Source organism: Streptosporangium jomthongense (genome assembly GCF_042650425.1).
GTDB lineage: Bacteria > Actinomycetota > Actinomycetes > Streptosporangiales > Streptosporangiaceae > Streptosporangium.
Window position 1 is genome coordinate 224794 of record NZ_JBHSBC010000012.1, and the last position, 14414, is coordinate 239207.

Sequence of the window (14414 nt, forward strand, 5' to 3'; positions counted from 1 at the left end):
ACCAGTCGTGGCGGCCGACGCCCCGCGACCGGTCGTCGGTGGCTTCGGCCCGTGTGCGGCGCTCACCGCCGCCCGGAGGGGGCCGCGGGGCCGGGGACGCCGACGCCGCCGGTCACCGCGTGCATCCCGCCGTCGGCGTACAGCACCTGTCCGGTCGTGTACCTGGCGAGGTCGGAGAGCAGGAACAGCACCGCGCCGACCACCCGCGACGGGTCGTTGCGGTCCCAGCCGAGCGGCGCCCACCGCTCGTAGTGGTCGGCCAGCCGCCCGAAGCTGCTCACCCCCGAGGCCGAGACCGTCTCGACCGGGCCCGCGGCGACCAGGTTCACCCGGATTCCCGACGGGCCGAGATAGAGGGCCAGGTACTGGGCGACGGACTCAAGGGCCGTCTTGTAGACGCCCATCCAATCGTAGCCGGGCAGCGCCCTGCCGGTGTCCACGGTCATCCCGGCGATCGCGCCGCCGTTCTCCGCCCGTGCGAGCACGGGGGCCAGGGCCTGGGCGAGCTGCTGCAGGGAGTAGGCGGAGACGCGAAAACCGTCGAGCGCGCTGGCCGCCGGGGTGGTCAGGAAACCCGAGCCGAGCGCGTCGGCGGGCGCGTGGGCGACGCTGTGCAGCACACCGTCGAGGCGGTCCCACTCCGCGGCCTCCTCGGCGACCGCCTGGAAGTGCGTGTCGTCGGTCATGTCCAGTTCGAGGACGTCCGCGGGCGACGGCAGCAGGGCCGCCGCCTTGCGGGTGACGCGCAGGGCACGCCCGAAGGAGGTGAGCACGACGTCCGCGCCCTGCGCCTGCAGCGCGGCGGCGACGTGCCAGGCGATGGACTCCTCGTTGAGCACTCCGGTGATGAGGTACTTCCTGCCCGTGAAAAGTCCGGACACCTGCATGTCTCCGTTCGGGGGTTCTCGTTCTCCTGCGCGCCGCCGGTGTCCTCACCCGGTGCCGGTCACCCCGCCTCGGCGGCCTCCTGCACGGCCGCGGCCCGCTCGGAGACGACGCGGTCGACCAGCTGGCCGAGCGTGATCCCGACCAGGTCGCGGCGCGGGATCACGACGCCGTAGTCACGTTTGATCGACGTCATCAGGTCGGCGACGTCGAGGGAGTCGATGTCCAGTTCGTCGAACCTGGCGTCGGCGTCGAGCGCGTCCTCCTCGACCCCGAGGTCGACGAGTTCCTTGTTGATGAAGTCCCGGATGGCGGACGGGGCGGCCTCACTCGTCATGCCTGTCTTTCCCTTCTGTCTCACTGGGCCTGTCTCACTCGGCGGATGCGGATGCGGTACGGCGCGCGAAGTTCGGCGAGTGACGCTGCGACCAGTACCACTGCCGCCAGTAGGCCTCGGCCAGGCCGGTCCACGTCTCCAGCCGCTCGGGGCTGTCCAGGAACCGGTTGAGGCTGACGACCAGCCAGGTGTAGACGGCCTGGCTGTCGCGGCAGCCGCCGCAGTCTCCCGAGGTGCAGCAGAACTGCAGCGTCTTGTAGTCGGCGCCGTAGACCGCGAACCCGTCGATGACCGGGTGGCCGTTGCCGACCCGCGCGGCGTGCTCGGGCAGTTCGACGCTGATGCTCGGGCAGACGTCGTAGCCGAACCGGCCTCCCCAGTGGGTGCGCCCGGTGATGAGGGTCTCGATGAAGTAGGGGTGGGAGACCACGGTCTCCGGGAACAGCTCCTTGACCCGCAGCGCCTCGGCCAGGGTTCTCTTCTCGTTCTCGATGCGCAGCGGATGGTCCGTGCCGTGCGCGCTGTAGAAGTTGAAGGTGACCTGGTTGCCGTTGTCGGCGATGGCCCGCACGGTCGGTTCGACGTGGCGCAGGCCGTCCTCCGACAGCGCGAAGACGAACGTCACACGCGGGTCGTCCCGGTAGTGCCCGAGCGCCTTGTCGAAGAGGCCGGTGAACGTCGAGCCGTTGGGCCGGTGCGCGCGCAGGTCGTCGTCGAGCGGGCCGCCGCCGAAGAGGCTGATCGCGACGGCGACGTTCTCGAAGCCCTCCCTCGGCAGCGGGCGCAGCCCGTTGGTGGAGATGGTGATGTACGGCAGCAGCTCGACGAACGGCTGGACCCGGTTCAGCACCAGGGTCGGCTCGCCACCGATCAGCGTGGCCTGGGTCACCCCCGAGGCGTCGAGCCGTTCGACGAACGCCCTGATCAGGCCGATGTCGGAGGTCTCGGGCACGGCGGCGTCGAAGCCGCCCTCGAAGTACCAGCACCCCTTGCAGCGGATGTTGCAGGTGGTGGTCAGGTGGACCTCGCAGGCGCGGACCCGGCGTCCCATCTCACGGATGGCCTGGACACGTTCGGCGAGGTCCGGCCGGTCGGCGAGCAGTTCGCGCAGCCGTACCTTGGCGGCGCGCCGTTCCGGCTCCGGAGGGTTGTAGGGAGCGAGGGTGAGCGGAACCGTGGCCATGGTCAGCCCGCCTGGGTCGTCGGTACGCGCAACCCGAGGTTGATCGCGCGGGCCGAGACGGTCTTGATCCACTGGTCGCGGGCCTCGGCGTTCGTGGTCTGGCGCAGGCCGTACCTGATGGCCAGGTCGGCGCGTTTGGAGTTGGGGTTGCCGAAGACGCCGATGAAGGTGGGCCACAGCCGGTCGAGCGCGGCCTGCAGCTGCTGCCTGCCCTCCTCGGTGGTGGCGAGGTTCCTGCACACCCGGGCGCCGTGGGCGATGTGCACCTTCTCGTCGAGGATGATGGTGCGCACCGCCTCCGCCCACGGTTTGTAGCTGCTCTCGGCGAACTCGCGGATCATCAGCAGCGCCGCCTCCTCGCCGATGTAGGAGAACACGCCCCGCTCGGCCCAGGTGGTGCAGGTGTGCAGTCCCTGGTCGGCGAACAGGTTGCGCTCGTCGAGCGACTGCTGCTCCATGTAGGTGGTGTCGACGCCGATCTCGGCGAGGATCCGCTTTCCGATCTTGTAGTGGTCGTACTCCTCGACCGCGCGCTCGGCGCAGACCTGGCGTTCCTCGGCGTTCGGCGCCAGCGGGAGGAAGACCATGGTGTAGTCGTCGCCGCCGGACAGCTCACCCTCTGTGTTGATCATGACCTGGCTGATCAGCATCTTCTGATAGTCGCCCGGCGCACGATGGAATTCTTCGGGTGTTCGCACCACAAGCAATTCGTCGTCCAGAACCGCGACTTTCCGGGTCACCGTCACCCTCCAATGCCGAAACAGGCCTGATGCTTTCTCCAGAAAAAGTACGCGAGCGGTAATTCTTACAACACAGGAAACCGAACCGACCAGCCGGCGTCCTCGCGGTCAACGGCCATAAAATTCTCTTACAGGCCTTTAGTCGGAGGAATGCTAACACACGGTCAAGACCGATACCAGGGAGCGCCCGAAACCGTCGTACGGTGCTCGATCCGTCACGGAATACCGAATCCATCAGGCCACTCTGGTAACACACGTTTCACAGGTAACACAAAAAGCCGGGGATTCCGGGACCCCTGGTTTCGGGCGGCTTTTTATTCCGATATTCGGCTCCGCCTTTTCCGGTCCGCCCCGGGACCGGAATTCCCGCCCCGCGGACCCGGACCCGGCGGGCGTCGGGTACGACGGGGTTTCAGGCGCGCGGCGGGCGCGCGATCGGGTTCGCCGGAACAGAGGAGGCCGGCGCAGGCGGGATAAGGACCCGCCGTGATCTCCGGCGAGAAGGGGTCGAAATCGCCGCCGAGCGGTGCCGTGGCCATTACCCCGCCCCAGGGTCGAAATGGTCTTCGTGTCGGCCCGTACCCCTGCTCCCCGGATTTCACCGGCCCGGCGTACCCCATGCGGAAAGAAAGAAACGAAAACCCGAATCAGCACCGCGGGAACTGTTCCGTCGTTGACAGCGGGCCGTTTCGGGCGCATTCTCCGAGGGCGGTGTGACACCGCCGCGAAGAACCACCGCACATGATCCCGGTTATCCGCGGATCATCGCGACGTCACTTCTGACCGTCCGTGGGGCGACGGATGAATATCACCGCGGGAGAGAAAAGGGGACCGGCGCGGCGGCAGAACGGTCCGTGAATTGAACGGAGGCGTTCTTCGGTGGCCACGACCGATCTTGAGGCGCGGGTGACCTCCATCTGCGCCGAGGCCCTCAACCGTTCCCGTCTCGGTCCCGACGACGACCTCATGGAGGCCGGGATGGACTCACTGGCCGCCGTGGAGATCGTGACGCGCCTCGAACTGTCCTTCGGCGCGGACGTCGTCGACGTCGTCTTCGAGACGCCCACGGTCAGCCACCTGTGCGCCGCCGTACGACGTGCCCTGCGGGAGGGGTCACGGAGCGTCGCCCTGCCCGGACCCGCCCCGCCGGCCGCGACCGGGCCGTCCCTCCCCGCGGCGACGACCCTGCTCGGCCTCGTCACCTCGGCCGCCGCCAGGTACGGCGAGCGCCCCTACCTGCTGCCCGTCGAGCCGGAGAGCCGCGTCTTCTCCTTCGCGGACGTCCTGACCTTCACCAGGGGATGCGCGACCCTGTTCGAGGAACGCGGCGTCCCCGCCGGGGCGCGGGTGGTGACGGTCATGCACAACTCGTCGCTGGCGGCGCTGCTTTTCCTCGGCGTCGTCGCCTCAGGGCGGGTGCTGGTGCCGCTGAACCCGAAGGCGGGCGCCGCCGAACTCGAAACGCTCCTGACGCACTGCGGGCCCGCGCTCGTCCTCGGCCGCGAGGCCACGGCCGTGAAGCTGCGGCGACGCCCGGAGTGGATCGGCACCGACGACGAGGAGTCCCTGCTGACCGGCCTGCTCGCGCGGGGTGAGGCGTACGGCAGGCGGCCGATCCTCTCCGGCGGCGACGGCGCGGCCGACGCCGAGATCGTCTACACCTCCGGTTCCACCGGCACCCCGAAGGGGGTCGTCCTGTCGCACCGGAGCCTGCTGTCGGGTTCCCGGTCCCTGGCCGGATGGGCGCGGGCGGGCCAGGACGACGTCTTCCTCAACGTGGGCCCGCTCTTCCACGCCGGCGGGCAGGTCTTCCCGACGCTGACCCCGCTGTGGTGCGGCGGCCGTACCGTGTGCGTGCGCCCGGAGGCGGCGCTGGCGCGGTTCTGGACCTACGTCGACCGCTACGAGCCAACGTGGACGCTTGTGGTCAACGCCTACCTCGCCCACCTGGTCGAACGGCCGGAACGACCGGTCACAGGCCGGTTGAAGGGGGTCCTCGCCGGAGGCTCCCCTCTCGCCGTCGAGCTGATCCACCGCTTCGAGGCCACCTTCGGCCTGCCCGTCCACCAGGTGTACGGCATGACCGAGACGGCCTCGATCGCCACGGTCGAACCACGCGGGAGAAAGAGCGGCGACCCCAGGAGCGCCGGGCTGCCCCTGGACTGCTCCCGGGTCCGCGTGGCCGGCCGGGACGGGCGGAACGTCGCGACCGGTGAGAGCGGCGAGGTGCTGCTGAGCGGGGACAACGTGTTCACCCGTTACCAGGACGCCCCCGGTCTCACCGGGGAGCGGGTCGACGACGGCTGGATACGCACCGGCGACCTGGGACGCCTCGACGAACGCGGGGAGCTGTCGATCGTCGACCGCCTCGACGGCATGGTCGTCGTCAACGGCGAGAACCTCTACCCCGCCGAGGTCGAAAACCTCGTCCCGCACCTCGAAGGCGTCGAGGACGCCGTCCTGGTGGCGCTGCCGCACCCGGTGACGGGGGCCGAGCCGGTGCTCGTCTACACGCTGCTGCCCGGTGCCGTCGCCCGCGTCGACGGCTGGCGCGCGACGCTGCTGAGGTTCGTCAGCACCTTCAAGGTGCCGCGCAGGTTCGTCCCCGTCGAGGACCTGGGCCTGGACGCCTTCCCGAGAACCCCGCTGGGCAAGATCGTGCGGTCTGAGGTGCGGCGGCTCGCGGGCGGACGCCTGTCGTGACCGGGAGCCTCCGGGCCCGGCGCGCGCCGGGCCCGGAGAAGGGGTCAGCCGGCCTCCGCCCTGACCACCCGGGCCGCGGCGACCATGTTGTCCAGGGAGACACGGACCTCGCCCCAGCCACGGGTCTTCAGGCCGCAGTCGGGGTTGACCCACAGCCGCCCGGCCGGGATGCCGCCGAGTCCCTCGCGCAGCAGGGAGGCGACCTCCTCGACGTCCGGCACCCTCGGGGAGTGGATGTCGTAGACGCCCGGCCCCACCTCGCGGGGATACCCGGCCCCGGCCAGTTCGCCGGCGACCCGCATGTGGGAGCGGGCGGCCTCCAGGCTGATCACGTCGGCGTCGAGGTCGTCGATGGCGGCCAGGATCTCACCGAACTCGGCGTAGCACATGTGGGTGTGGATCTGGGTGTCGGCCCGCACCCCGCTCGTGGCCAGGCGGAAGGCCTCCGTCGCCCAGGCCAGGTAGGCGGGCCGGTCGGCCGCGCGCAGCGGCAGCGTCTCCCGCAGCGCGGGCTCGTCCACCTGGATGACGGCGATGCCCGAGGCCTCCAGGTCGGCGACCTCGTCGCGCAGGGCGAGGGCGACCTGGCGGGCGGTCTCGGCCTGCGGCTGGTCGTCGCGGACGAAGGACCAGGCGAGCATGGTGACCGGGCCGGTCAGCATGCCCTTGACCGGACGCCTCGTCTGGGACTGGGCGTAGGTCGTCCAGCGCAGCGTCATCGGCCTGGGGCGGGAGACGTCCCCGGCCAGGATCGGCGGGCGCACGTAGCGGGTGCCGTACGACTGCACCCAGCCGTGCTGGGTGGCCAGGTAGCCGTTGAGCCGCTCGGCGAAGTACTGGACCATGTCGTTGCGTTCCGGCTCTCCGTGCACCAGGACGTCAATACCCGCCCGCTCCTGGAAGACCAGGACCGAGCGGATCTCCGAGGCGATCAGCTCGTCGTAGGCGTCCTGGTCGATCCGCCCGGCGCGCAGGTCGGCGCGGGCCGCCCGCAGCCGCCCGGTCTGCGGGAAGGAGCCGATGGTGGTCGTGGGCAGCTCCGGCAGGCCGAGGCGGGCGCGCTGGGCCGCCGCCCGCTCACCGTACGGCTGGGGCCTGCGGGTGTCGGCGGGGGTGACCGCGGCGGCGCGGGCCCTGACCCCGGGGTCGTGGGTGAGCGCGGAGGCCTCGCGTGAGGCCAGGTCGGCCCGGTTGGCGGCCAGTCGTCCGGCGACGGCCCCGGTTCCCTCGCTGAGCCCGGTGGCCAGGGTGACGACCTCGGCGACCTTCTGCCTGGCGAAGGCGAGCCAGCGGCCGACCCGCGGGTCGAGGCCGTGTTCGAGCCCGAGGTCGACGGGGACGTGCAGCAGCGAGCAGGAGGGCGCGACGTCCACCCGGCCGGCCAGGCCGAGCAGGGTGGCCAGGGTCGCCAGCGACCCGCCCAGGTCGTTGATCCACACGTTGCGGCCGTCCACGACACCGGCGATCAGGCGCTTGCCGGGCAGACCGCCCGCGCGGGCCAGGTCCTCCAGGTTGGCCGCGGCCGGGCCGGTGAAGTCCAGTCCCAGGCCCTCGATCGGCGCCCTGGCCAGGACCGGCAGCGCGTCTCCGAGCCGGTCGAAGTAACCGGCGACGAGGATCTTCGGCCGGTCGGTCAGGGCGCCGAGCTCACGGTAGGCGTGGGCGGCGGCGTCGAGCACCGCCCGGTCGCGGTCCTGCGCCAGCGCGGGCTCGTCGAGCTGCACCCACTCGGCACCGGCCGCGCGCAGGGCGGCGAGCACCTCGGCGTAGACGGGCAGCAGCCGGTCGAGCAGGCCGATGGGTTCGAAGGCCGGGTCCGCGCCGGGGGCGGGCTTGGCCAGCAGCAGGTAGGTGACGGGGCCGACGAGCACGGGGCGCGCGGTGTGCCCGAGCGCGACGGCCTCGCGCAGTTCGCCGACCTGTTTTGCCGGGTCCGCGGCGAAGACGGTGTCAGGTCCCAGCTCCGGCACCAGGTAGTGGTAGTTGGTGTCGAACCACTTGGTCATCTCCAGCGGGGCGACCTCCTGGGTGCCCCGGGCCATGGCGAAGTATCCCGCCAGGGGGCCTTCCGTCTCCACGACGGCTCGGTGACGCGGGGGGACGGCGCCGACCATGACGGTGGTGTCGAGGACGTGGTCGTACAGCGAGAAGTCGCCGGTCGGCACCTCCCGCACCCCCGCCTCCGTCAGGTGCCGCCAGTTGCCTGCGCGCAGCCCGGCCGCGACGTCCAGCAGGTCACGCTCGGTCACCCGGCCCGCCCAGTGGCCCTCGATCGCCTTCTTCAGCTCACGGTCCGGCCCCTGACGGGGGTAGCCGTACACGGTGGGGGAGGAAGTCTCGGTCACGGAACTCTCCTTCGCGAGTCACGAAAGGACTCCGGTGCCCCGAGGGGAGAGACGAAGGAGAGGCGGGCGCACCAGGCCCGTCCCATGCCGCCGACCCACCCGCGAGGTCACCGAGGTCACCGCGTGCGTGGTCGCACGCGGGCAGTGGCAGGTCTTCGGACTCGCGGGCACGTCCGGGCCGTTGTCTCGCCCTGACACCTAGTGGCCGTCGCTTCCCGGACCCAATCTGCCGGATCCAGTGCGTTTGACGGCGGTCGTTCCCACTCACCGCTGCGGGGCAGTCCCGGAGTCACACCGGGTTCCCTCTTACGACGCGTCTGCCTGGCGGGCAGGGCGAACCGACTGCGTCCCCAACCCTACGCGCATCCGATGGCGGAGCGACAACCATATTCGGGCCCGCCGGCGGGTTCGCGGGATCGTTCTCCCGTCGCCCCGGGCCGCCTGAAACCGTACGGGGGAATTCGCGGGTCGCGGGAAAATCTCCGTCCCCCGCTTTCGCGACTCAACAACCGTGACCTAAGACCCCATTTCCTACAATTTCCGAAAGAAAAGGGCAGGCTATATTAGACCCGGCAAACCCCCCAGCCATCGGAGTTAACCATGTATCGGACTAAAGGGTCACATCTCCATCAAGGGCGTATACCAAGCGCCCTAACCGATGTCAAGTCGCGAGTCGCCGCCATTCTCCACCGGCGTTTCCCGGTCATCATGCGAGGGACGCTTGGCCTGGTGTTCCTGTGGTTCGGCGTGCTGAAGGTGGCGAACGTCAGCCCGGTCGGCGCCCTGGTCGCCGACACCCTGTCCTTCGTGCCGCTGCCCGCGTCGTTCGTGGTGCCCGCCCTGGGCGTGTTCGAGGTCGCGGTGGCCCTGGCGCTGTTCACCGGCCGGTGGCTGCGCCCGTTCCTGCCCGTGCTCCTGCTCCACCTCGTCGGCACGTTCCTGGTCCTGGTGCTCCACCCGGGTGTCGCGTTCAAGGACGGAAACCCGCTCATGCTCACAATGGAGGGCGAGTTCGTCGTCAAGAACGTCGTCCTGATCGCCGGGACATTGGTCGTCGCCGCGACCCTCCCCCGGCGCGAGGGGCACGAGGAACAGCGGGAGGAGTCCCGCCTGCCGGTTTCCACCACCTCGCGTTAGAGAACTCGCGACGAGCCCGTCGCGGGCTCACGGAGAACGAGTGCCGGGAAACGGGAAACGGGATCGCTCCGTTTCCCGTTTCCCCAAGGGCACGACGCCCCGCCCAGGACCTGTTTTGTGGATCTTCGCCGTGGCGAGGATCGTCCAGGTGGATGCCCCGCGAGGCGGAGGAGGAGCTCATAACGGAGTTATGGGCGACAGATTCTCCCCGGGCCCCCGCGGCAAACGCGGAGCGTTTTCGTGGGGTGGGGCGACAACGCGGCGGGGCGCCGCCTGGGCGACCGCGGCAGGCGGAAAGATCCGCAAAACAGGTCCTAGGGGAGCCCGTCCCCCAAGGGCGGGACCTTCGTCCCTGATGGTCACGCCGTACGGCTCCGACACTGGAGGTGACGGCTTCGCGCCCGGAGAGCGGGCGCCGCCACCGTCACGAAGAACGGGGGTTCAGATCATGCGATCCAAGCAGTGGGACGTACGGGTCTCCATCACCGAGGACGGCGACGAGACCTTCGCCAGGGCGGTCCTGCCCATCGCGGGCGCCGGGGAACTGGCGGGGATCGGCCGGGCACGCCGCAACCCGTCCGACGATCCGGTGGCCGAGATCGGCGACGAGCTCGCCGCCGCCAGGGCGCTGGCCGACCTGTCCGGCAGGCTGATGAGCGTCACCTCGGCGGACATCGCCCAGCTGACCGGCCCTACCTCGTGGTGAGGGGGCCCCGCGCACGGACCGGCCCGCCCGCCGTCGCCCTCACGGACTCCGGCGGACGGGCCCCGGTTCACCGCCGGCCGTAGACCTGGTGGACGAACTCGGCGAGCTTGTCGTCGGGCAGGCCCTTGGCCAGGTCGGCCTCACTGATCATGCCGACGATGCGGTGGTTCTCGATCACGGGCAGACGCTTGATCCGGTGCCGTTCCATCATGGTCAGCGCCTCGTCGACGCTGCCTTCGACGTCGATCCAGATCAGCCCCTGGGCGAGCTCACTCGCCGTCGTCTCGTCGAGGTTCCCGCCCTCTGCGCAGCACTTGATCACGATGTCACGGTCGGTGATGATCCCCTTGAGCCGGTCGTCGTCCCCGCAGACCGGCAGCGCGCCCACATCCAGGTCGCGCATCATCCGCGCGGCCGTACGCAGACTGTCGTGTTCACCGACGCACCGCGCGTCCGGGTGCATCAGGTCCCGGACCGTCCTGCCTGTCTCCGTTCTCGTCATCGTCACCCCTCCTGACGGTAGGTTTGTGGGCCTCTATAGCCCTATGCCCGATAAATTCGGATTCAGTGGGGCGATTCTGGAGAGAAAGACTGTGATCCACGATCACGGCCTTCTCGGCGGGCCACCCGGATGTCAGGATGTCGGGTGTGACCCTCGCGGCGTCGGCGCTTCGCGTGCCACGTGCCATCGTCTTCGCGACGCTGTGCACCGTGGTCTCCGCGGGCGGCCACGCCCTGGCCGGAGGCGGTCTCGTCCCGCCGTTCCTCGGGATTCTCGGCGTCGTCGTCTCCTTCTACGTCGCCTACCCGCTCGGCGGTCGTGAACGCGGCCCCGAGGTGGTGCTCACGGCCACCGGTGGCGTGCAGCTCCTGCTGCACGAGCTGTTCAGCCGGGCCGCGCACGGGCCGCACACCACGATCCTCGGCGACCACGGCCATCCCACCTCCGGCATGACCGCGGTCCACCTGGCCGTCGCGCTGGGCACCGGCTGGTGGCTGTACCGCGGTGAGAGCGCGGTGTGGCTGATGATCCGCCTGTACGGCCGCCGCCTGCCGGTGATCCGGCTGCTCCTCACCGTCCCCACCGAGGTGGTCGCCCCCGTCCGGCGGCCGGTGACCACCCATGAGGCCACGCCGTACGGCGGGCGGGACGTCCTTCCCGCGCTACGGCGCCGCGGCCCACCCCTGCCCGTCCCCGTCGGCTGAGCCCCACACGGACCCCGGGTGTTCCGTCGCCCCTCCATGACCGGAGCGCTCTCCGCTCCTTCGTGACCGGTACTCCTCCGGCCCCTTCGGGATCGGAGGTTCCCTCCGGTCTTCCAGGACGCCCCTTCCCGGACCCTCCGTGGCCAGGCGCTCTCCCAGTCCCCGGTCGGGTGCTCTCCCCTGCCCGGTGACCGGGCGATCCTCCCGAAGCCAAGGGGTCGGCACCACCTCCCGCCGAGCCCGTCCCTGGCCCGGCCAACCCGTCATGCCCGGACGTGCCCTACGTCCTCGCCGTGCTTCTTCGCCGGGCCCCTTCCCTGGGCTCCTCCTCCATGCCCGAACACCCCCCGCAAGCCGTCGATCACCTGTCTGGCGGGCACCTTCCGATGCCCTCGGCCCGTCTTGACCAGCGCCGAAGGAACCCCTATGCCTCCTGTCACACCCATCCCGTCCACCCCCTCCTGGCTCTCCGACGAGCAGGTGACGGCGCTCGCGCTGGCCGCGCGTGCGGGGGCGCCCGACACCGTCGAGGCCTTCGCCCGCGCCGTCTACCCGGACGTACTGCGCTTCGTCGCCCACCTGGCCGGGACCCACGCGGCGGAGGACCTGACGCAGGAGACCTTCGTACGGGCCCTGCTCGCCCTGCCCCGTTTCGCGGGCCGCTCCTCCGCCCGGACCTGGCTGCTGTCCATCGCCCGGCGGGTCGTCATCGACCGCTTCCGGTCCGCGGCCCGCCGTCCGCTCCTCGCCGACCTCACGGACTGGCAGTCGGCGGCCGAACGCCGTCAGCCCCTCGGGCTTCCCGGACGCGAGGACGGAGTCGCCCTGGCCGACCTGCTGTCCAGGGTCCCGCGTGAACGCCGCGAGGCCTTCGTGCTGACCCAGCTGGTCGGGGTGCCGTACGGCGAGGCCGCCGAACTGATCGGCTGCCCGGTCGGCACCGTACGCTCCCGCGTTGCCCGCGCCAGATCCCAGCTGATCGCCTCCCTGACCGCCGCCGACCGGGCCGCCTGACCCCCGTCCCGAACGATCGTCATGCCCTGACCTGCGCGAGAAGGCCAGATCCCCGGATGCCGGCGGCGGGCTCACCGGGACCCGACCGGGCAGAACTCGGCCGACAGGACGTCGGCGAAGACGTTCAGCCCGCTCCAGTCGCCGTTGATCTCGGTGGCCAGCATGTGCCTGCCGTCTCGCCGCCCCATGGCGTACGTCCATGATCCGTAGGTGGCACCGGCGTTACCCCAGACCCACGTGCCGCACGACAGTCTCTGGGTGAAGACGCCGAGTCCGTAACGGGTGCCGGGGATCCAGGCGGGCCCGCCCTTGGTCTCGACGGTGGTGAACATCTCCCTCTGCTGGGCGGCGGGCAGTAATCGGCCGCCCAGCAGCGCGCCGAAGAACCGGTTGAGGTCACCGACCGTCGAGACCATCCCGCCGGCCGACCAGGCGGCGGACTGGTTCATGTCGCCGGCGTCGTAGACCGCCGGGTTGGGTTCCTGGGAGAACAGGGTGGAGTAGTGCACGGGGTGCGGACCTCGGATCCTCGCCTCCGTTCCGGGAAGGTATGTCCCGGTCAGGCGCAACGGCCGGATGATCCGCCGGGTCACCTCGTCACCGAAGGTCCTGCCTGTCGCCTTCTCCACGATCATGGCGGCCAGGATGTAGTTGGTGTTGGAGTAGGCGAAGCCCCCGCCGGGGGCGAAGTACGGTGGGTTGCGCAACGCGATCCCCACCAGCTCCTCCGGCGTGACGACGTCGTAGCGGTGCTCGAACCACGCGGCGCCCCGCCCCTTGGCGAAGAATTCGGGGTCGTTGCCGTAGTTGAAGATTCCGCTGGTGTGGTTGAGCAATTGCCGGACGGTGATCCTTCCGCCGTCGTATCCGTTGCCCCGCACCAGTCCGGGCAGCCAGTGCTGAATACGGTCGTCCAGGCTCAGCCTGCCCTCTCCGGCCAGTTGCAGTACCACGGCGGCGGTGAACGCCTTGGTGGCACTGCCGATTCTGAAACGCTCGTTCGGGCGGCGCCCGCGAGCCGTTTCGGTGTTTGAGAACCCCGCCGAACCGAACCACCGTTTGTTCCCCTCGCGTACCTCGGCGGCGATGCCGGGTGCCCCGTTTTCGGATACGGCCCGGTCAAGCACGGACTGTACCTGGGCGGGGCTCGCCACGAGCGCGGCGGCGAGAAGGAGGGATGCGATCACATCGAACTCCGATACACGAGACAGCGCGTGTTTTACAGACACAAAAGCTAGTTTGCATTCAGAGCGCCGTCAATAAAATCCGAGACATTCACCCGGCGTTTTGCAATGACAATGAAGGTGAATGCAAAATCCCTACTTGCAATGAGCTGCCAGCGAATGCAATATTTGTTTTCAACGGGAGGAGGCGCAGCGCCGATGCCAGGCGGCAGACTGACATACGAGGAACGCCGGGAAATCGCCAGGGGACTGGCCGAAGGGCTCACCTACACCGAGATCGCCAAATGCCTCGGACGCCCGATCTCCACCGTCACCCGCGAGGTCATCCGCAACGGCGGGGCCGGCGGTTACCAGGCCGACCGGGCCCACCACGCGACCGGGATCCGGGCCCACCGCAACAGGTCCGCCGAGTCCCAGCCGGCGCCGGCGGTCAGAGACGGGCAGGGACGGAATCCGGAGACGATCAGGCAACTGGAAGACGACTTCAGCACCATGCTGGTGGACACCGGACTGCCCCGCATGACCGCTCGGGTGCTCGCCTGCCTCTACACCACCGACAGCGGCAACCTCACCGCCGCCGAACTCGTCCAGCGGCTCCAGGTCAGCCCGGCCTCCGTCTCGAAGGCCGTCACCCAACTTGAGCAGCAGCGGTTGATCCGGCGCGAACGCGATTCCCGGCGGCGTCGTGACCGCTACGTCATCGACGGCGACATCTGGCACCGGTCGTGGCTGGCCAGCGCCCGCAGGAACGCCCGACTCGCCGAGGTCGCCGACGGCGGTGCCGAGGTCCTCGGTCCGGCCACCCCCGCCGGTGCCCGGCTGAAAACCATGGGCGCGATCCTCAACCGGCTCAGCGACGACATGATCCGCGCGGCCGAGCGCCTACGCGGCGCCGGCGGCGATCAGTGAGCTCCGACCACCGGCACCCGCCTCCTCCCCACCGCCGCCCGAGGCGTCGACGGACCCGGTCGCGG

13 protein-coding genes and 1 riboswitch are annotated in these 14414 nt (G+C 70.1%); of the genes, 6 read left to right on the forward strand and 7 right to left on the reverse strand.

Translation table 11 applies throughout. From position 1 onward, the window contains the following. Window positions 1-62: 62 nt before the first annotated feature. The 4 genes from fabI to ACFOYY_RS12775 all read right to left on the reverse strand — a co-directional run bounded on the left by fabI (window position 63) and on the right by ACFOYY_RS12775 (window position 3055). Window positions 63-881 (reverse strand): enoyl-ACP reductase FabI, encoded by an 819-nt coding sequence (gene fabI / locus ACFOYY_RS12760; RefSeq protein ID WP_352009178.1) that lies wholly within the window; start codon window positions 879-881, stop codon window positions 63-65. Window positions 882-946: 65 nt separating this feature from the next. Then, window positions 947-1222: an acyl carrier protein gene (locus ACFOYY_RS12765; RefSeq protein ID WP_352009177.1), complete on the reverse strand. Its 276-nt coding sequence runs from the start codon at window positions 1220-1222 to the stop codon at window positions 947-949. A 34-nt stretch (window positions 1223-1256) separates the two neighbouring features. After that, the gene (locus ACFOYY_RS12770) at window positions 1257-2405 is read right to left on the reverse strand and encodes a radical SAM protein (protein ID WP_352009176.1); all 1149 of its coding nucleotides are present in this window, start codon (window positions 2403-2405) and stop codon (window positions 1257-1259) included. A 2-nt stretch (window positions 2406-2407) separates the two neighbouring features. Next, entirely contained in the window at window positions 2408-3055 is a 648-nt protein-coding gene (locus ACFOYY_RS12775) for a Phenylacetic acid catabolic protein (RefSeq protein ID WP_362916860.1), read from the reverse strand. A gap of 969 nt (window positions 3056-4024) precedes the next feature. Here ACFOYY_RS12775 and ACFOYY_RS12780 point away from each other — a divergent pair. After that, window positions 4025-5848, forward strand: a complete 1824-nt coding sequence (locus tag ACFOYY_RS12780) for an AMP-binding protein (RefSeq protein ID WP_386189892.1) — start codon at window positions 4025-4027, stop codon at window positions 5846-5848. Window positions 5849-5892: 44 nt separating this feature from the next. On the opposite strand, the gene metE is transcribed toward ACFOYY_RS12780, so the two are convergent. Then, entirely contained in the window at window positions 5893-8193 is a 2301-nt protein-coding gene (metE, locus tag ACFOYY_RS12785) for a 5-methyltetrahydropteroyltriglutamate--homocysteine S-methyltransferase (protein ID WP_386189893.1), read from the reverse strand. Between the two features lie 129 nt (window positions 8194-8322). Beyond that, window positions 8323-8552, reverse strand: a riboswitch (cobalamin riboswitch). A 349-nt stretch (window positions 8553-8901) separates the two neighbouring features. On the opposite strand from metE, the gene ACFOYY_RS12790 reads away from it, so the two are divergent. Together ACFOYY_RS12790 and ACFOYY_RS12795 are read left to right on the forward strand one after the other, a co-directional pair. Beyond that, window positions 8902-9330 (forward strand): hypothetical protein, encoded by a 429-nt coding sequence (locus ACFOYY_RS12790; RefSeq protein ID WP_362771692.1) that lies wholly within the window; start codon window positions 8902-8904, stop codon window positions 9328-9330. Between the two features lie 448 nt (window positions 9331-9778). Continuing rightward, the gene (locus ACFOYY_RS12795; RefSeq protein WP_352009171.1) at window positions 9779-10036 is read left to right on the forward strand and encodes a dsRBD fold-containing protein; all 258 of its coding nucleotides are present in this window, start codon (window positions 9779-9781) and stop codon (window positions 10034-10036) included. A gap of 67 nt (window positions 10037-10103) precedes the next feature. Here ACFOYY_RS12795 and ACFOYY_RS12800 read toward each other — a convergent pair whose 3' ends face one another. Continuing rightward, a complete protein-coding gene (locus tag ACFOYY_RS12800) occupies window positions 10104-10538 on the reverse strand; it encodes a CBS domain-containing protein (protein WP_352009170.1) in 435 nt (144 codons plus the stop codon). Window positions 10539-10684: 146 nt separating this feature from the next. On the opposite strand from ACFOYY_RS12800, the gene ACFOYY_RS12805 reads away from it, so the two are divergent. Both ACFOYY_RS12805 and ACFOYY_RS12810 read left to right on the forward strand, forming a co-directional pair. After that, window positions 10685-11242 (forward strand): hypothetical protein, encoded by a 558-nt coding sequence (locus ACFOYY_RS12805; RefSeq protein ID WP_386189894.1) that lies wholly within the window; start codon window positions 10685-10687, stop codon window positions 11240-11242. A 426-nt stretch (window positions 11243-11668) separates the two neighbouring features. Continuing rightward, entirely contained in the window at window positions 11669-12256 is a 588-nt protein-coding gene (locus tag ACFOYY_RS12810; RefSeq protein WP_386189895.1) for a sigma-70 family RNA polymerase sigma factor, read from the forward strand. Window positions 12257-12327: 71 nt separating this feature from the next. Here the strand turns inward: ACFOYY_RS12810 and ACFOYY_RS12815 are convergent, their stop codons facing one another. Next, window positions 12328-13443 (reverse strand): serine hydrolase domain-containing protein, encoded by a 1116-nt coding sequence (locus ACFOYY_RS12815; RefSeq protein ID WP_386189896.1) that lies wholly within the window; start codon window positions 13441-13443, stop codon window positions 12328-12330. Window positions 13444-13638: 195 nt separating this feature from the next. On the opposite strand from ACFOYY_RS12815, the gene ACFOYY_RS12820 reads away from it, so the two are divergent. Further along, window positions 13639-14349 (forward strand): GbsR/MarR family transcriptional regulator, encoded by a 711-nt coding sequence (locus tag ACFOYY_RS12820; RefSeq protein WP_386189897.1) that lies wholly within the window; start codon window positions 13639-13641, stop codon window positions 14347-14349. The last annotated feature ends 65 nt before the right edge of the window (window positions 14350-14414 follow it).

What these genes read in the sequence shown, in the direction of transcription:
- ACFOYY_RS12765 (WP_352009177.1), bottom strand. Translation starts at nt 1,222, where the DNA reads ATGACGAGTGAGGCCGCCCCGTCCGCCATCCGGGACTTCATCAACAAG.
- ACFOYY_RS12770 (WP_352009176.1), bottom strand. Translation starts at nt 2,405, where the DNA reads ATGGCCACGGTTCCGCTCACCCTCGCTCCCTACAACCCTCCGGAGCCG.
- ACFOYY_RS12775 (WP_362916860.1), bottom strand. Translation starts at nt 3,055, where the DNA reads ATGCTGATCAGCCAGGTCATGATCAACACAGAGGGTGAGCTGTCCGGC.
- ACFOYY_RS12790 (WP_362771692.1), top strand. Translation starts at nt 8,902, where the DNA reads ATGCGAGGGACGCTTGGCCTGGTGTTCCTGTGGTTCGGCGTGCTGAAG.
- ACFOYY_RS12795 (WP_352009171.1), top strand. Translation starts at nt 9,779, where the DNA reads ATGCGATCCAAGCAGTGGGACGTACGGGTCTCCATCACCGAGGACGGC.
- ACFOYY_RS12800 (WP_352009170.1), bottom strand. Translation starts at nt 10,538, where the DNA reads ATGACGAGAACGGAGACAGGCAGGACGGTCCGGGACCTGATGCACCCG.
- ACFOYY_RS12810 (WP_386189895.1), top strand. Translation starts at nt 11,669, where the DNA reads ATGCCTCCTGTCACACCCATCCCGTCCACCCCCTCCTGGCTCTCCGAC.
- ACFOYY_RS12820 (WP_386189897.1), top strand. Translation starts at nt 13,639, where the DNA reads ATGCCAGGCGGCAGACTGACATACGAGGAACGCCGGGAAATCGCCAGG.